The 17,940-nt window shown below is 51.9% G+C and carries 16 protein-coding genes; 11 read left to right on the top strand and 5 right to left on the bottom strand.

Annotation, left to right across the window (positions count from 1 at the left end; all coding sequences use genetic code 11):
* The first annotated feature begins 85 nt into the window (after positions 1-85).
* From GVI59_RS09815 to GVI59_RS09865, 11 genes are all read left to right on the top strand, one after another.
* The gene (locus tag GVI59_RS09815) at positions 86-481 is read left to right on the top strand and encodes a flagellar basal body rod protein FlgB (RefSeq protein ID WP_173574095.1); all 396 of its coding nucleotides are present in this window, start codon (positions 86-88) and stop codon (positions 479-481) included.
* Positions 482-495: 14 nt separating this feature from the next.
* Positions 496-903 (top strand): flagellar basal body rod protein FlgC, encoded by a 408-nt coding sequence (flgC, locus tag GVI59_RS09820; RefSeq protein ID WP_173574096.1) that lies wholly within the window; start codon positions 496-498, stop codon positions 901-903.
* Complete coding sequence (locus tag GVI59_RS09825) at positions 900-1,241, top strand: flagellar hook-basal body complex protein FliE (protein WP_173574097.1); 342 nt, start codon at positions 900-902, stop codon at positions 1,239-1,241. The genes flgC and GVI59_RS09825 overlap by 4 nt, the downstream gene beginning before the upstream one ends.
* A gap of 22 nt (positions 1,242-1,263) precedes the next feature.
* Complete coding sequence (locus GVI59_RS09830; protein WP_010668844.1) at positions 1,264-1,536, top strand: flagellar biosynthetic protein FliQ; 273 nt, start codon at positions 1,264-1,266, stop codon at positions 1,534-1,536.
* Complete coding sequence (locus GVI59_RS09835; protein WP_173574098.1) at positions 1,533-2,336, top strand: flagellar biosynthetic protein FliR; 804 nt, start codon at positions 1,533-1,535, stop codon at positions 2,334-2,336. Before GVI59_RS09830 ends, GVI59_RS09835 begins: the two co-directional genes overlap by 4 nt.
* A 34-nt stretch (positions 2,337-2,370) precedes the next feature.
* Positions 2,371-3,456, top strand: a complete 1,086-nt coding sequence (locus tag GVI59_RS09840) for an EscU/YscU/HrcU family type III secretion system export apparatus switch protein (protein WP_173574099.1) — start codon at positions 2,371-2,373, stop codon at positions 3,454-3,456.
* Between the two features lie 109 nt (positions 3,457-3,565).
* On the top strand, positions 3,566-4,798 hold the full coding sequence (locus tag GVI59_RS09845) for a TIGR03862 family flavoprotein (protein ID WP_173574100.1): 1,233 nt from the start codon (positions 3,566-3,568) through the stop codon (positions 4,796-4,798).
* Between the two features lie 28 nt (positions 4,799-4,826).
* Positions 4,827-6,299 carry an ATP-binding protein gene (locus tag GVI59_RS09850; RefSeq protein ID WP_173574101.1) on the top strand — a complete coding sequence of 491 codons (1,473 nt, stop codon included), beginning with the start codon at positions 4,827-4,829 and terminating at the stop codon, positions 6,297-6,299.
* A 190-nt stretch (positions 6,300-6,489) separates the two neighbouring features.
* On the top strand, positions 6,490-7,662 hold the full coding sequence (locus GVI59_RS09855) for an HlyD family secretion protein (protein ID WP_173574102.1): 1,173 nt from the start codon (positions 6,490-6,492) through the stop codon (positions 7,660-7,662).
* Positions 7,659-9,242, top strand: a complete 1,584-nt coding sequence (locus GVI59_RS09860) for a DHA2 family efflux MFS transporter permease subunit (RefSeq protein ID WP_173574103.1) — start codon at positions 7,659-7,661, stop codon at positions 9,240-9,242. The genes GVI59_RS09855 and GVI59_RS09860 overlap by 4 nt, the downstream gene beginning before the upstream one ends.
* Positions 9,243-9,336: 94 nt before the next feature.
* Positions 9,337-10,068 carry a JAB domain-containing protein gene (locus GVI59_RS09865; RefSeq protein WP_173574104.1) on the top strand — a complete coding sequence of 244 codons (732 nt, stop codon included), beginning with the start codon at positions 9,337-9,339 and terminating at the stop codon, positions 10,066-10,068.
* A 301-nt stretch (positions 10,069-10,369) separates the two neighbouring features.
* Here the strand turns inward: GVI59_RS09865 and GVI59_RS09870 are convergent, their stop codons facing one another.
* From GVI59_RS09870 to GVI59_RS09890, 5 genes are all read right to left on the bottom strand, one after another.
* On the bottom strand, positions 10,370-11,320 hold the full coding sequence (locus GVI59_RS09870) for a glycosyltransferase family 32 protein (protein WP_173574105.1): 951 nt from the start codon (positions 11,318-11,320) through the stop codon (positions 10,370-10,372).
* A gap of 90 nt (positions 11,321-11,410) precedes the next feature.
* Positions 11,411-12,514, bottom strand: a complete 1,104-nt coding sequence (locus tag GVI59_RS09875) for a glycosyltransferase family 2 protein (protein ID WP_173574106.1) — start codon at positions 12,512-12,514, stop codon at positions 11,411-11,413.
* A 20-nt stretch (positions 12,515-12,534) separates the two neighbouring features.
* Positions 12,535-13,980 (bottom strand): flippase, encoded by a 1,446-nt coding sequence (locus GVI59_RS09880; RefSeq protein WP_173574107.1) that lies wholly within the window; start codon positions 13,978-13,980, stop codon positions 12,535-12,537.
* Positions 13,981-14,556: 576 nt separating this feature from the next.
* Positions 14,557-15,525: a glycosyltransferase family 2 protein gene (locus GVI59_RS09885; protein ID WP_173574108.1), complete on the bottom strand. Its 969-nt coding sequence runs from the start codon at positions 15,523-15,525 to the stop codon at positions 14,557-14,559.
* A complete protein-coding gene (locus tag GVI59_RS09890; protein WP_173574109.1) occupies positions 15,522-17,792 on the bottom strand; it encodes a GumK N-terminal domain-containing glycosyltransferase in 2,271 nt (756 codons plus the stop codon). Before GVI59_RS09890 ends, GVI59_RS09885 begins: the two co-directional genes overlap by 4 nt.
* Positions 17,793-17,940 lie beyond the last annotated feature (148 nt).

Here is a 17,940-nt window from a genome sequence, read left to right on the forward strand (position 1 = left end):
TAACGATATTGCAGTTTTTCTGATCGATAACGGCGGGAGTTTCTGATGCTGTAACGTCCCACTCACATGATACAGGAATTTGTGCATGTTTGATGCTTCACGTCCCGCTACGGGTGGGGTGGATCTCTTTGGTCTCGCTCAGAGACGTCTGGACTGGCTGGATAATCGTGAGCAGGTTCTGGCGTCCAATATCGCGAATGCGGACACACCGGAATATGTCGCAAAAGATATGGCGCCTTTTGAGAGTATGCTGTCGCAGTTCGGTGGTGAGCTTACCACGACTTCAGAACGTCATATTGCTGGCAGGAAAAACATAAATCAGAAGTCGAACGAAGCGTCCAGCACGCAGTCTCTGGACGGTAATCGTGTTTCTCTTGAGACCCAGATGCAGCTTGTTGCCGAGACATCGGATCAGCAAAGGCTCGCGACCAATGTCTATTCAAGTTATCGGAGCATGCTCAACTCCGTTCTGGGTAAATAAGGAGAAATTGGATAATGGATATCAATTCAACATTATCCATCTCCGCCGCAGGAATGGAGGCGCAGTCGGAAAGATTGCGTGTAGTGGCGGAGAATATCGCCAACAAAGACACTGTGGGTTCCACGCCGGGTGCGGATCCTTATCGCAGAAAAACTATTTCATTTGAAAATGTTCTTGATAAAAATACTGGGGTCTCAAAGGTAAAAACAAAAAAAGTCGGCCATGATATGTCCGATTTCGAAATGCGTTATGATCCGACAAATCCCGCTGCGGATACAAGGGGCTATGTCAAAATGCCCAATGTTAACACCATGGTCGAGGTTGTTGACTCGCATGAAGCCCAGAGATCTTACGAAGCAAATCTGAATACCTTTCAGACAACCCGCACAATGGTAACTCGGACAATAGATCTCCTGAAATGATAATATCTTCGACTGCAAGTAACTCAACTGCCGCCGCAGCCTATGCCAAAACCCAGTCATCCTTGGAAACAGGGCTTCCAGCAGACGATGCTGATGGTCTTGTATCCGGTGTATCAGGCGGACAGAATTTTGGGGATGTTCTGGAAACGGCAATAGAAGGGGCGGTTTCCAGCAATAAAGAAGCTGAATTGAAGGCCGCATCGGGTCTGACAGGGCATGGTAATCTGACCGATATTGTCACTTCAGTGTCTCAGGCTCAAATGGTGCTGCAAACAGCCTCTGTTGTGCGTGATAAAGTGATTCAGTCCTATCAGGATATCATGCGTATGACGATTTAAATATTTAATTGGATATTATTAAATGAATTCAGTCGATGTAGCATCCGTATTACGAGAAACACTTTTTGTCGCTGTAAAAGTTGGTGCTCCCGCCTTGTTGGCCTCCATGGCTGCAGGATTGCTGGTATCCATTTTTCAGGCAGTAACGCAGATCAATGAGTCGACTCTGGCGTTCCTGCCGAAATTTCTTGCGTCAATGGCGGCATTGCTGGTGGGGGGGCCTTTTATGTATGGAACCCTCGTCACCTACACCCGGCATGTTTTTGATCAGCTGATTGTTGCAGGGGCGTCTTGAACCCTGATCTTGATCAGTTTATTGCGACCCTGCCAACGCAGGCCGTGATTTTTATTGCCATTCTTGCACGGGTGGCAGCGATGTTCGTCGCTTTTCCGGCTTTCATGTTTCAGTCCACACCGACAACAGTCAGAGCCGCAATGGCGATCGGTGTCAGTCTCCTTCTGTTTCCGCTTGTGCAGCCGCAATTTGCTTCCGCCATCTCTGATGACGTCATGGTGCCGGCCCGTCTTCTGGCGTTGCTTTGTTCTGATTTCCTTAGCGGCGCCTTGATCGGATGGCTTGCTCAACTGATGATGCTGTCTTTTCCGATCTCCATTCAGATCATGTCAACATTCATTGGCATATCGAACGTATTGCAGCCAGATCCGGAACTGGGCGCGCAAAGCACGCCTCTCAGTCATCTGGCCCAGTTGTCGATCACGCTGATTGTTTTTTCTTCCAGTCTCTATGTTTTTCCATTGAATGCACTTGTGGGGAGCTACCAGATCTTTCCGCCCGGACATTTTCCATTTCTTGGCGATGCCGCAAAATCCGTGGCGAAAGCAACGGAATATTCCTTTTTTCTGGCGTTTCAGCTGGCAATGCCCGTTGTTCTGATCGGCACAATCTGGCCCATCATGCTGGGTCTTCTGAGCCGTTTTTCACCCGGTTTGCAGGTTTACAACCTTGCAATGCCTGCGCAGCTGCTGGGAGGCATATTTCTGTTGGCCTTGCTGCTCAAGGGTATGTTGTCTGTCTGGACACATGCAGCATCTGCCGGTCTGGTCCAGTTGCCTGGATACGGACTTTTCCATTGAATACTGAAATTTTTTCATGTCGGATTTAATGTAAATGGCAGAATCCGGTAGTGGTGATAATACAGAAGCCCCAACAGGCCGAAGACTAGAGAAGGCACGCGAACAGGGTAATATTGCCCAGTCGAGAGAGTTGCATATTTTCTCTGGTCTGGGGTTGGCAACCATTGCTCTGGTCATGATCGTCCCTGTCAGTGCGAGAAGTTTTATCTCTCAGATGGCTGGTCTCTGTGATCATGTCGATAAAATCCATCTCAATCCTGCGACTGTGGCATTTCTTCTGGAAATGAGCTGCAAGATGCTGATGATTCTGGCCTTCCCGGTCATCGTTGCGGCTGTGGCGGGTGGAATTGCAACAGCCGCGATGCAGTCAGGTTTTCTGTTTCGTCCGGAAGCTCTGATACCCGATATTACAAGATTGAATCCCCTCAAGGGGATCAAGAAGATGTTCGGCGTTACAAGTCTTATCGAAGCCTTGAAATCCATTCTGAAAGTTGTTGTCTTTTCTCTTATTCTCTACGGCGTGGTGAAGGATGTTCTTGTTCTTGCTCCCAGAACAATGTTCTGGTCCGCTGAAACTTTTTCGGCTCAGATAAGCAAGATCACGCTCAGAGTCCTTATTTCTGTTCTTGTTGTTCAGGTGGCGATCATCGTTCTTGATGAAGGATGGACACGGTACAAAAGACTTCAGGATCTGAAGATGAGCCGTCAGGACATCAAGGATGAGATGAAGGATTCGGAAGGTGATCCTCATGTCAAAGGACGTCAGAAACAGTTGCGTATGCAGCGCAACCGGAAGCTGATCAGGAAAGCGGTGCAGTCAGCGACAGTGGTTGTCACGAACCCGACCCATTACGCCGTCGCCCTGTCCTATGAAGTCGGCACGAGTGGCGCTCCAAAGATCGTGGCAAAGGGCGCTGACGAACTGGCTGGACGGATCAGGGAGTTTGCCTACGAGGCGAAAGTGCCGGTTGTTTCAAATCCGCCTCTGGCCCGTTCCTTGTATAAACTTCCGGAAGATACTGAAATTCCATATGAGTATTTTCAGGCAGTCGCGGCCATCATTGCTTATGTGTGGCGTCTGAAGCAGCCAGCCGGGACACAGCGCACACCGGTGACGTAAGCGTTCCCAGTAGCACACATTGGGCTGAGAGCTCTGCCTCTATCCTTGTCCGATGATTTGCGGATAGGAGGAAGCCCCAAAAGACGGACGAGCAGGGGAGCCCATCACCATGACAGAGAAAAGCAGGCCGTATGTGCTGGTGATCGGCGGTGGTCCAGCCGGACTGGCGGCTGCTGAAACCCTGACGGATGGCCGCTGTGAAGTGACTGTCGTGGACCATATGCCAAGTTTTGGTCGAAAATTGCTGATGGCTGGTCGAAGCGGCCTCAACCTGACGAATGCGGAACACGAAACTGCTTTTTTGAAACGGTATGGTGCGGCTGAGGAGTGGCTGACGCCCGCCTTGTCTGCCTTCTCTCCCTCCATGATGAAAGCGTGGGCGGAGGAGTTGGGGCAGCCCTGCTTCACAGGAAGCTCTGGCCGTGTGTTCCCAAAAACGATGAAAGCCTCGCCGCTGCTGCGGGCCTGGCTGAAGCGACTTTCTGACCGTGGAGTGCGTTTTCGCGCCGGAATGCGGTGGCAGGGCTGGAACGATAGCGGCAATGTCGTGCTGATGTCCCGGAACGGCGGTGAGGAAATCCTCACGCCTGACGCTACTGTTCTGGCTTTAGGCGGTGGAAGTTGGGCGCGCTTGGGTTCTGACGGAGGGTGGACATCGCTTCTGTCAGCTGCGGGTGTTCCTGTCGCAGCTCTGCGTCCGGCTAACTGCGGCTTTCATGTTGAATGGTCTGAAGGATTCAAGGAAAGATTCTCCGGTGTTCCGCTGAAACGGATAGCCCTGTCTTTCGCCGGTGAAACATGCCGGGGAGAAGCTGTGATCACGCAGAGAGGGCTTGAAGGCGGCGCGGTCTATACCTTGTCGGCTCGCCTGCGCGATGCTCTGGAACGTGACGGGAAGGCTGAAGTCCTGCTCGACCTGCGGCCTGATTTCGATGTGGCGCAGATGACGGAGAGGCTGAAACGCTCCCGTGCACGCGAAAGTCTCTCCAACCGCTTGCGCAAAGCCTTGCAACTGCCCTCTATCGCAGTGGGCCTTCTCCGTGAAACCGGAGAAATCCCGACTGACCCTGAACGACTGGCGCAGCGCCTGAAGGCTATCTCGATAAAGCTGACGGCAACTGAGCCTCTGGAGCGGGCCATATCCTCTGCCGGAGGCATCTGTCAGGACGGTGTGGACCAACGGTTCATGCTGAAAGCGCTGCCGGGTGTTTTCGCCTGCGGCGAAATGCTCGACTGGGAAGCGCCCACGGGGGGCTACCTGTTGCAGGCGGTCATGGCGACCGGACGGGCGGCGGGGCAGGGCGTTCTGGCGTGGCTTGCCGAGCGGGAAACGGTTGCCTGAACAGGAGTCGGGACTGTATCGGGGCGCCATGACCAGCACCATCGAATTGGGCGAGATTGTCGGCGGCGGCCCGGCAATGATGAATCTCGCCGAACTGCTAGCAACCCGCCTGCTTGTGCAGGGCAATTCGGGCTCTGGAAAATCACATCTGCTGCGGCGTCTGCTGGAGCAGACAGGCAATCTCGTGCAGCAGGCGATCATCGATCCGGAAGGCGATTTCGTCAGTCTCGCCGAGGCGTACAGTCATCTCGTGATCGATGCGGCGGAACATACGGAAATGGCGTTGCAGGCCGCGGGAGAGCGGATGCGGGTGCATCGGGCTTCCGTGGTGCTCAATCTGGAAGGGCTGGACGCTGATCTTCAGATGAAGCGGGCGGCGGCCTTCCTGGGCGGCATGTTCGATGTGCCCCGGTCGCACTGGTATCCGGTGCTGGTTGTGGTGGATGAGGCCCAGCTTTTCGCACCGGCGGCTGCGGGCGAGGTCTCGGACGAAGCAAGACGGGCCTCGCTGGGGGCCATGACCAATCTGATGTGCCGTGGACGTAAACGCGGACTGGCTGGAGTGATCGCCACGCAACGTCTGGCCAAGCTCGCCAAGAATGTTGCGGCCGAAGCATCCAACTTTCTGATGGGGCGTACTTTTCTCGACATCGACATGGCGCGCGCCGCCGATCTGCTCGGGATGGAGCGGCGACAGGCGGAAGCCTTCCGTGATCTTCAGCGTGGCACGTTCGTGGCGCTTGGTCCGGCTTTGTGTCGTCGTCCTGTCACGATCCGGATCGGGAAGGTTGAAACGGAAAGTCGCTCTGCCGGACCCGTGCTGGAGCCGTTCAGGCCGCCGACCGAGCAGGTTGCGGATCTGATTCTCGCGCCGTTACCGGAAGCCGAGGTGATGCAGCGTGCAAAGCGCCCTGTCGCACCACCGCCGCCTGATCTGTTGACGCAGCTAGCCACGCACGGCGCGTCCCTAGCCGAAACAGACACATCTGAGGAAGAGGATTCTGTCGATCCCCGTGAGCGTCGCCAGCAGATGGAAGCGGTGCTGCGGGATGTGCTGGCGGAAGATGACGGTGGGTTCCGTCCACCGGCCTCGCTCTATCAGGATTTTCTGGTTCGGTGTCGTATCGCCGGATTCGGACGCGACGCGATGGATATGAAAAGTTTCCGGCGCGCGCTCGCGTCCGCCCGGAGCGGAATCAGTATCGAAGCCGCCGAGTCCGCCGAGTGGCAGGAAGCGGAAGCTGTCGCATCAACGCTGCCCGAAGACATGCAGGGGGTGTTTCTCTATCTGGCGCGCGCTGCGCTGGAACAGGCGGTCTGCCCTTCCGATACAACCATCGCCAAGGTCTATGGCACGCATTCGACAGGGCGGGCGCGACGTATTCTGGGATGGCTGGAAGAGCAGAATGTCATCGTGCTTCGACTGGATGGCGCGGGCCGACGTCGTGCGGCGATCATTGGTCTGGGCTGGGAAACACTGCCGGGTGACCCCGGTCTATAAGACCGCGAAGGGCGGAGCTGGCAGCGCTGTTTCATTAATTTCGGAAGCATCCGGAGGGGTGTTGGCATGCTCCCGACTTGATGGGGCGGCGCTGGCGTGCCATGAAACTGACCGAACCGATCGGTCAGTGTAATTTCATTCAGAGAGCGCTGATCATTGAAAAGCGCGGTATCAGGCGGACGGAGACGGCATGGCCGACGGACAGCAGACACAGGACAGCACGCAGGACGTAAAGACGAAGCCGGAGAAAAAGCGGAGTCCGCTTATCCGCGTCATTCTTATTCTCGTGCTCCTGCTGGTCATTGTGGGAGCCGCTGTGTACTGGTTCCTGCACCGCTTCGAAGTCGAGACGGATGACGCCTTTACGGCAGGGCGTTCCATTACCATTGCGCCGCATGTCTCCGGTTATGTGACTGAGCTTCTGGTGGACGATAACCAGTTCGTACACGCTGGACAGTTGCTTGCCCGCATTGACAACCGCGACTGGCAGGCCGAGCGCGACCGTGCTGTCGCCAGTGTTCAGCAGAGTCAGGCCAGCATGAGCGCTCACGAGATGATGCTGGCTGTGGCGGAGAAAAACTTCCCCGGACGACTGACGGCGGCGCAGGCCGAGCTTGCTGCGGCAAAAGCGGATGAATTCAAGGCGTTGACCGATTACCGGCGTCAGCATTCGGTGGAACATGCCGCGACGACGCAGCAGGATATTGATTATTCCAAGGCGGCGCTTGATCAGGCCCGAGCGCATGTGCAGCAGGCGCAGGCTCAGGTGATGATAGCGACTCCGGTCCAGCCGAATATTGGCAATGTGCGGGCGGCCATCGAGGGCGATACGGCTGATCTGGCCAGTGCGAAAGCGGCGCTGGTCAAGGCCGAACTGAATCTGGGCTGGACGGAAATTCGTGCGCCGCATGACGGCTGGATTTCGCAGCGTAATATCGAGCGCGGCAATTACGTAACGGCCGGACAGAGCCTTTTCTCGATCGTGGAGCCTGAAGTCTGGGTGATCGCGAATTACAAGGAAACGCAGATCACCAACATGCGGCCGGGACAGTTGGTCGATCTCTCTGTCGATGCCTATCCTGCTCATGATCTGCATGGTCACATCGACTCGCTGCAGAAGGGAACGGGCGCGACCTTCAGTGCTTTCCCGCCTGAAAACGCGACTGGCAACTATGTGAAGATCGTGCAGCGTGTTCCTGTGAAGATCCGTATCGATAGCGGACTGAATCCGGATATCCCGCTGGCGCTTGGTCTCTCTGTCGTGCCGGTCGTGCATACGGACAGCGCTCCGGCTCGCAGTTCTGACGGGCATATTGTGAACCGTGATCCCGGTCACGAAGAGCTGGAGCAGGGCAACCCATGAGCGTGGCCTCCAGCGACGTCGAGAAAAAGGACGAGAACTGGAAGCCCAAATATAATCCGTGGCTCGTCGCTTTTGTGGTGACCATGGCGGCGTTCATGGAAATTCTCGACACGACCATTGTGAACGTGTCCCTGCCGCATATCGCCGGCAGTCTTTCCAGTACGTATGACGACGCCACCTGGACGCTCACGTCCTATCTTGTGGCGAATGGTATCGTGCTGACCATTTCCGGCTGGCTTGGAAAACTGTTCGGCCGGAAACTCTATTTCATGGTGTGCATCGGGATGTTCACCGTGACATCCTTTCTGTGCGGTATTTCCACCAGTCTTGGCGAACTGATTCTCTTCCGTCTGTTGCAGGGATTTTTCGGCGGAGGTCTTCAGCCCAACCAGCAGTCGATCATTCTTGACGTTTTTCCGCCGGAGAAACGGGCCGCCGCCTTTGGGCTGACGGCCATCGCCGCTGTTGTGGGGCCTGTGCTCGGTCCGACGCTGGGGGGATGGATTACTGACAATTTTTCATGGCGCTGGATTTTCTTCATCAACGTGCCGTTCGGCATCCTCACCACCATCGCCGTCGGATTTCTGGTGGAGGATCCGCCTTGGGCGAAGAAGCGTCGTGAACCGTTCGATGTGATTGGCATCGGCCTGATCACCCTCGGTTTCGGTTGCCTTGAAGTCATGGTCGATCGTGGTGAGGATGACGACTGGTTCGGCTCGACATTCATCTGCATCATGGGTGTGCTGGCCGCCATCGGTATCATTGGCGCCGTGATCTGGCTGCTGACGACAAAACGCCCGGCTGTGGACCTGCGTGTCTTCAAGGACCGCAACTTTGCGGTTGCGACGTTCCTGATGGGGGCCATGGGCGCACTGCTCTATTCGTCCGCGATCATTGTGCCTCAGTTTGCGCAGCAGGTTATGGGATACACGGCGACCCTGTCGGGGCTTGTGCTGTCACCGGGGGGCATTGCCGTTATCGTCCTGATTCCCATCGTCGGCAAACTGATGACGTTCATGCCGATACGTTCGGTGATCGCACTTGGTTTTACGCTGATGGGGTGCGCGTTGTTCTGGTCAGCGCATCTCGTGCCTACTCTTGATTTCAGGCATCTGGTAATGTTCCGTATGAGCCAGACGGCCTGTCTGGCCTTTCTGTTCGTCCCACTTTCCACGATCGCCTATGCAACACTGCCGCGTTCCATGAATGCAGACGCTTCGGCGCTGTTTTCGATGGTGCGGAATTTTCTGGGTTCTCTGAGTATTTCCGGTGCGACATCTCTGATCATCGAGCGTCGGCAGGCTCATCAGTCCGATATGGTTCACTGGATGACGCCATTTCATCAGCCTTACAATGACTATCTGGCGCGTGGACGGCAGGTTGCTCTTGATCATAACCATCAGCCACAGGCAAATGCGTTCGCTACGCATCATCTGTTTGCAGATTTTAGTCAGCAGGTTGCCATGCTGGCTTACAATGAGGCCTTCATGATTTTCGGAATAGCCGCTTTCTGCGTTGTTCCGTTCTGTTTCCTGCTTTCCAGAATGAAGAGCGGCGAGAAGGCGACTGCAGTCCACTGAAGCGCATTTCTGTGCGTGCGCTTCAGGTTTGACGAGAAGACGGCAGGGAATGAGCTGTCTTGGCATTTATCCTGTTCAGTGACAGAATCTGTTCATGCCCGGCTCTGCTCCCAATTCTCATACAGATGAAGCTCTCCCGTTTGCAAGCACGGGACCCTATGGTCATCGCAGGAGAATGCGGGAGCGTGTGATTGCGCGCGGAGCATCTGTGCTGGCGGATTACGAACTGTTGGAGATGCTGCTGTTCTGTGGCATCCCGCGGGGCGATACGAAGCCGCTGGCGAAAGCGTTGATCAATCAGTTTGGTTCCTTTGCGGGCGTTCTGTCTGCCCCGGTCGTCTCCTTGAAAAAGGCCGGGATGAACAGTGACAGTATTGCGGCTCTCAGACTTTCTTCACTGGCAGCGCAGCGCCTCGGGGGAGCAGAGGCAAAGGAACGCCCTCATCTGGGAAACTGGGAAGCTCTGCTCGGATATTTCGATACAGCTCTGGAAGGGGCTGTGCCGGGGCAATTACGCGTGCTTTTTCTCGATAACAAAAACCGTCTTCTGGCGGATGAGGCGGTTTCCGGAACATCCGGTCAGGGCAGGGAGACGGTGCGGGAGGCGGCGGATATCCTGCGGCGCGCTCTGGAAGTCCATGCGACGGCGCTGATTCTGATCCGTCTTTGCGCTGAAGGCTCGGAACCAGGAAAGATTATTGGACTGGATGAACCTCTGGCGCGTGAACTGGTGAGAGCTGGTGGTTTCCTGGCCATCACACTGCATGATGTGTTCGCCCTGCATGGCGGAACCTGGGCGAGTCTGAAGCAGTTGAGGCGTTTGTAGGGGGCGGCATGATTGTAAGTGGCAACGAAGTCTATGAGGTGCTAACATAAAACAAAGGTCATGCGTTTCGACCGTGAAAAACGCTTGGCCGTCGTTTCCTTGCTCATTTGGTTCATGATCCGACCTATCCATTTGTCGATGGATGTCGTGGAATAGTCAAACGATGCCCTATATCGGAAGCAGCACAGGCAGTTCAAAGGAATGGCAACGCAACGGAGTGCCGCCGGTTCGTCTCTGTGGTCGTAGCATTCCAGTGAAAATAATATACTATTGAAAAATAGGGGGCAAACAGATATGGCCGTTAATAGACTTTCAGTTTCAGAAAATTACTAAGAATGCTATTTTTTTTGACAAGTCCATGAGAAATAAAGAAAGGTAATAAATATCTATTGCTGTGTGTCAGTTTGATAACTGGAGGAACTGCGTTGGGTTGACGCAGGCGGCAAAGATAAGCTGCAATTTTCTCGCGATTCCAGTTGAGCATATCCTGATACAAAAAGGCTGAATCTTCAGCTCTTCTTAAATGGAAACTGGGTTTTTCTGTTTTTCTCATAACAACTTGAGCTGCAAAATAGATAATAAGATATTCTCCTCTTGTTATTCCTTGTTTTATGTCATTAAAATTCGGCATTTTCTTTAGTGAATTGAAATATTCATGGGTACCCGTATTTATTACTTTCTTGAATTCATTTTTCCACTCCGTAATGAAATTATTATTTGGTGGACAGGCGAGAAACCAGCTTTCTATAATAGGAAAATTTTTATTAAAAGTGTCTTTATTTCTATAGTAAGCTATCAAATCAGGCGATTTTTCCTGACTGATATGCTGAATCCAAGAAAAATTTTCATTGTATATACAAGTAGCATCGGACCAGATTCCGCCGTATTTGGCCAGAAGTTCCAGTCTGATCAGATCGCTCTTATGTTGCTGAGGGATATCATTTCGAGAAAGAAAAGATGCGTCAACAAATTCAGACGCATTTTCTGTGTCAATAATTTTTACTTCATGGTCTGGGTTCAGTAGACATACCCGATCAATAGTCGCTCGGACCAAATCAGGTTTCTCCTTCTGGTCCCAGTAGAACCAGACAATCTTTGGAATGTTACTATCGCTTTGAGAGTGCGGGTTGATATCAAGTGTATTAGTCCAACCTTTAAATTCTGGTGGGTACGGCGATCTGGTGGTTATTCCATAAATGATACTTTTAAAAGCGTCCTTCCAGAAACGGATTTTTCTCCAGTTTATTATCATATTTGATACTCACTTTATCGCAGTAGAATGGTGTAGGCATACCCTAGGCGGGTACAAAGAGTGTATTGTCTGTCAGATTAGTTCGCGAGTTCACCCGCATATCACACCGAAGATGGCATCCTTAATGATGGCGGTCATAGAACCACGGCGCATTGCCTGTTGCATGGCCGGTGTTATCTCACGGTAAATTTTTTGACCATCATCCAAAATCAGTTCTTCACAAGTATGACCATTCACAATAAGAGAAGGGTCTATGTTTTTTGTATATTTCCTCGGAAAATGTAATCGTTTAAAAGCATCTAGTCTATTCTGGATTCCTTTTGCTTCATAAATCCGTATCATCATGGAAAGTGGTATCATTCTGTTCAGATAAACCTTTTCAGCTAAATCGGCTTGTTTTTTTAGGGGGCTGTCTTTTTCGGCAAGATTAGAAAATATTTTAGTAAAAGACAAATAAAAATCACGGCGTTCTTTAATGCGCGTCATGTTTATATGAATACGATGCGCAAGTTTTTCTTTCCACGTGCGAGCAGAGACACCGTAGACATTGTTGCCGTGCTGACGATATAGAATTAATGACTTGTCAATTCTGGACACCGTTCCTAAAGCCGCAGCAAGTATAAAAAACCATGTATCATGGGCAAGTGGCTTGTGATTTTCTTCTGGTTGCTGAGGTCGGTCTTGATACGGAACATCATGAATTAATTCCGAACGGATCATAAGTGTATTTCCGCATGCTCCACGAATCAGATCGAGGGTAAGCGGCTGCACGACCTCATCATGAGTAATTCCTTGATCCCATTCTCCTAAAGGGCGTAAATTTTCGTCGACCAAAATTTGTTTATGAATTGTCAGGAGACTTCCGTCTTCTATAATTCTGTCGTGAGCAATTTTTAATTTTTCAGGTAGCCACACATCATCCTGATCACAAAAAGCAATCAGATCTCCTTCACAATGGGAGGCGCAGAACAGAAAATTATCTGAGAATCCGAGATTTTTTTCTTTAGCCAGAATTCGTACCGGAAAGGACGCTCTTTGTGCGAATTCACGGACTATCTGAAGCGTCTCATCGGTTGACCCATCGTCACTGACAACCAGTTCAGAAGGCTGCATTGTCTGCAGGGCTATGCTGTCAAGTTGCTCACGGAGATACCGGGCACCATTATATGTAGCAAGTGCGACTGAGATTTTCATATTTCTGCTCATATCCGACCTTACAAGCCAAGTTTTTTGCGCATCGTCTCGTTGAAGACAGGATCAAGCTGCAAGGCAGCGAAAAGAAAAGCCAGAAAAGCCACGATAGAGACCGTTGTGGCCATCAGAGGCGTCATGGGAACGAGCAGGGCCAACAGAAGAGAGCCGCTCATCATCGCGACCACGGGAAGCAGGTGGAGCATTTTTCGTGTAATGCAGTGGCTGAGATTGAGCAGAACAAGAGCATTTATCGTAACGCGTAGTGTCCATGCCATAGCCGCCCCCGGCAGCCCGAAAAAATGAATGGAAATCCAGAGTGTTATTAGAAAAGGTAATATTTCAATCATACCCACAATGGCTGTTACATGAGGACGACCTTGGGCCTGCAGGAAATTGTAGGGAATGAATGCTACGCCATTGGTCCATGCGCCAAACAACAGGATTTCGGCGACGGTGCCAGATTCAACGGCGAATTTCTCTCCAATCCAGAAATGGAGAAAGGTGAAGGAGAAAAGAATAGCCGGTCCGCAGATAACGGCGAAGCCATAGGCCAGAGCGCCAACTGACTTCTGCGTTGTATCGACAGCTTCCTCATGAGTGGCTCGGGAAAGGCGTGGGAAAAGGGTTCGTGCGAGAGCAGTTGCAGCCACCTGAGAACGAATCGCCAGTGTCATGGGGACGGAGTATTTTGCTACGGCTGCGGCATTGAGCATCGCACCGATAACGACCTGATTAAGAGAATCCAGAATTGGATTGAGAAAAGCGGAAATGCTGACCCAGGATCCGTAACCAAAAAGTTTCTTTAGCCATTCCATGCTGAAATCCTGAATTCGTAGTTCCTTCTCTTTCTGAGCGACCAGAATAAAACCGCTCATGACGAAAATGACTCTTGAAAGCAGAATGGCTGGAATAACTATGGTCAAAGAGGGCGTAATTAACCACGCGCAAGCAAGAGGAAGTATCTGACTAATGATATTGCCGGTTGTCCCCAGTATATTGGCGGCCAGAAAACGTTCGCGCGACTCAAGTGCTCCGATCAGCACGCCTCCAAGCATTCCGAAAGGCAGCATTGCTGCCATCCAAGGGTAGGCTTGTTGCGTTTCATGGATTAAATCAGGTTCAATTTTAACAACATGGAGAAGAATAAATCCTCCGAGAAAATACATGCCAAGACCACCGACAGTACCCATCATCATGTTGGAATACAGTGTCGTCATAAATACTTTTGATCTACTGCGTATATCTTCTTCCGGCAGGCGGGCCAGCGCGTTTGCGGACGCGCGCGACATGCCAAAATCAAGAAATCCAAAGTAACCCAGAAGAACCCAACTGAGGGTTACAATGCCGTAGCGTGAGAGACCTAATAAATGAATATATAATGGGACTGTTGCCAAGGAAATTATTATGGGAAGAATAGACCCAAGAGCATTATAGATGAAATTCATAGTGCTTTTAGAGGAGTTCATTAAATGCACCTGTCGTGTTGCGAATGCGCTAGCAGTGAGGCGCTCACTTTTTGTGTTGACTCAGAAGGAGAGCTTTCTGTTTTATGACTGATAGTTTCTGAGATGACAACGGTATCAATTTTCTTGATCATGAGGGATATCTGAGAGGATTGTTATTGTTGGCGGAGCGATTGAACAACTGATTGATCGCCATGCTATGGGTTGATTTCATCCTCGTCTGGTATGCTGATTGACTGGGCTTTGATCTTTTTTTCTTTGCACTGCAATATGCGTGGAGTGGTGTTTGTTTGGAACGCCGTACCACTGTGTTAATCCTTTCGAGAAACAGGATGCGGTGCATGGCGTGGACAATAGTGCGCCAGATCGATTCTGCAGTCACTCGTTTGCCTTCGACCATCTAGATGAGTAGTTCAACTTTAGGTCGGTTAATCCGCCCAGATAAAAGAGGTATTCATTAACGTCAAAAATCCGGCGACCTCGTGCGTTTACCGTATTTCTTGATTTGTAATAGATTAGGTGCATACAAACAATCAAAACAAAATCTTTTAAGTCCTTCAGTCTTTTCTGAAAAATAATCTACCTCTTGAGATGACGTGTAATCCTTTTTTGAAGAGCGAGTCGAATAGAGTGGAGCGCGTGTAGCATAAATACCGGCCGTTTTACTGAACGGCTGACTAACCCTTTGATATCCCCTTTGCGGATAGCGATAGAAAAAAAATAGGCGTCATCAAGTCGCATCAGACCACTAGCACGTTTTTTGAGTAAGCTAGCCAGTTCAGGATGCCCTACAATTCCGGCCTGATGTGTGAGAGCGAGAGCGGAACTGGCGAGTGCGTCGTAAGCTATGCTGGTACGCGTCAGGTCAGACAGTTTCTTGCTGATCGTACCGGAGCGCTGTGTGTAAAGATAAAGCGGTTGGTCAATCAGAATAAATCGACAACCTTTTAAAAAAAGACTGATGATAAAAGAAAAATCCTCTCCATGACGAATGTCGGTACGGTAGCGTAGTCCTGTTTTTTCAATAAATGCGCGTCGAAAAGCAGGTTTTAGTAGTCCCCAGTCCATGGATTTTCCATCCACCACATTATGGCTCAGGAAATCTTCCAGCGTGATAGATTTTTCATTGAAGCCTTGTGTCGCTCTAGCTGGCTCAGTTACGCAGGCTGCCCCAGAATCATAATACAGCAGGTCGTCGGCAAGAATATCAGCCGATGAACGATCTATTGTTGCGGCAAACTGCTCCAGACGGTTCGGAGCAAAAGCATCGTCTGCATCGAGAACAGCAATCCAGTCACCGGTTGCATTTTCAAAGCCAAGATTTCTGGCTGCTGAAGGGCCTCCGTTTTTAGAGGTTTTCAGCAACCGTATGCGAGGATCTTTTTCCGCCAGATTTGCAACTTTGTCGTAAGTGCCGTCGGTAGAGCAGTCGTCGATGACCAGAATTTCCTTTGGCGACACCGTCTGAATCTGGGCCGAGCGAATAGCCCGGTCCAGAAAGGTTTTAGCATTGTAGGCAGGAATGATAATAGAGAACGTAATGGTCATTGTGCGCAGGCCCAGTCATATGCGGCTTCAAGACGTGCCGTGCAGATTCTGATATCGTGCTTTTCTTCAACATAAGCGCGAGCATTTTTTCCAAACCGGGTCGCCAGTGAGTCATCGGTCAGGATTGTAATCAGATGACGGGCGAGGGCTTCAGTGTCTTTCTCCTGAAAAGCAAAGCCGGTTTCGGCGTCAATCATGCCCTCTGTAGCCCCCCCATTGGCGGACGTGACAACCGGGACACCGCTGGCCTGCGCTTCCAGAAGGACAAGTCCAAGCCCTTCTGCGTCACCGTTTGATGCCGTGATGCTGGGCAGACAGAAAACACGCGTTGTTTTCATAAGGGAATGAATGGTCTCACGGCTGACAGCACCCGTGAAAGTCACGGCGTCGATCGAAGCGGCCTGTTGTTCCAGAGCGGTCCTCAGCGGTCCATCTCCGGCAATAATCAACCGTGCGTCCGGCACTGCATGTCGGACCTGACGGAAAGCTTCCAGAAGGATGGAAGCCCCCTTTTTCTCTACGAGGCGGCCGACAAACAGAATGATGGGCTCGCGTTTGCCCGCCGGTGGGTCTGAAGGCTGAAAACGCTCGATATTGATGCCGATATGACAGACAGAAATACGGTTGGCGGGTACGCCGATGCGAATGGCCGCCTCGCGGATTGGTCCGGATACGGCGATAAAACTGACATTCGGGTGCTTTACGAGCTTTGCCAGTTTGCGAGGATAATCCTTCCAGCGATACCCACCCAGTCCGGAAGCAAACCAGTTCATATTCGTGGTGATGTCCGATCCATGCAGGGTGACCACCAGTGGAACACCGAGACGGCGAGCAATCGGCCATGCCTCGACGCCGTCAAAGCCGAAATGGGCATGGATGAGGCTGGGATTCACCTGTCGGGCGATCCGTATGATCCCGGGAGAAGGGAGATCAAGTCGACGGGCAATCGCGCCACATGCTTTTTGCAGAAATGTCGCGGCACCTTTGTAGACGGATCGTACCTCCAGCCCTTCCAGAGGAAGCTTGTTGACTTCACGTTCACCAATCAGCACCGGTTTCCAGCGATTAAGCCAGAGAGCCTGATCTCGCACGAAGGTTTCTGAAAGCGGCAGGATTTCAGTACGGTAAATGGCGACTGTCTGACCATTGGTCGCATTCACAATGCGATGTTCGGGGAAGCGTTCGGGAGCCAGCAGTCGATCTACGACTTCGCCCCATGTCGGAATATCCAGCGTGATCGGGTCGGTGCAGGTGAGAGCGCCCCGAATGGCGGTAAGGATCGACGTTTTGTTGCCGGGCACGTAGCCAAACCGGCTCCGGTCTTTCCCGGCGGCGAATTCGGGACAGACTGCCGGTTTTCCAAAAAAGGCGAACTGCTTCAGTTTAAGGGATGTATCGAACAGATAGCGGGGTGTGTTGGCGTCTTTGTACGGCGCCACTCCGAATGCGCAGTTCTGGACATAGCCCAGTGTTTCTTCAAACGGCATTTCGTCGTGGACGATAATATTAGGGCGTTTGTCGAGTGCTTCGGCTGCCCGTCCTGCTCCGATGATATGGAAATCCAGATCGGGGAATTCCGGTGCCGCGAGATTGAAGAAACTGGCGTCGAACAGCATGGAGCCGACGGAGACGCAGGCCAGACGCCCCTTGAATGGAGAGGGACGGTTGCGCTCCATCAGATCCCGATCCACACCCTGTGGGGCGAAGATTGCATTCCGGCTGTGAGGCATTCCCTCAAGCAGAAGCCGTGAGGGCAGGCGAACGAGGTCTATCTTGTCAAAATTACGGGCAAACTCTTTCTGGATCGTTTGAGCTGCTCCGACTACGGAAAGGTCATCGGAAGCGAGATAGATAATCCGGGCTTTCGGATTCAGGCGTTTCACGTCAGAAATGTAGACCGCCGCCATGCCGGATTCGATGAAGACTACGTCCGCCTGCTGTATCCATTGCTTCAGGATGGAGGGCATGCGCCAGCGGTAGAAACGGAACATTGTCGCTTCTACTGGCCCCATACCGGGCTTCATGATTCTGAACGGATGCCATAAACCGCGCTGGAGATAGCACTCAACGCCATTGTCGATTTCGACGCGATTGGCGCGTGATGCGAGATCCGTTCGTGTGTCGCCGCGATGTTCGGAAAGACGACTGAGACCGGTGGAATAGAATCTCACCTGACCGCGTTTTGCCAGTTCGGTGGCGATGAAATGCACGCTGGCCTTGCGGCGGGAACGGAAGTCATGCACAGAAAGGACAAGAAAGTTCGTCATGGTGAAGCGTGTTTCCCCCGTTTGCGGAAACAACGCAACAGGCGTCTTTCCCGCAAACCGATCATTGCCATTCTGACCTGCATAATCAACAGGTTGAGATTGAATAAATCGATTGTTTCATGGATCGATCAAGGCGTCCGTATGATTG

The organism is Acetobacter sicerae (genome assembly GCF_011516765.1).
Taxonomy (GTDB): Bacteria; Pseudomonadota; Alphaproteobacteria; order Acetobacterales; family Acetobacteraceae; genus Acetobacter; species Acetobacter sicerae.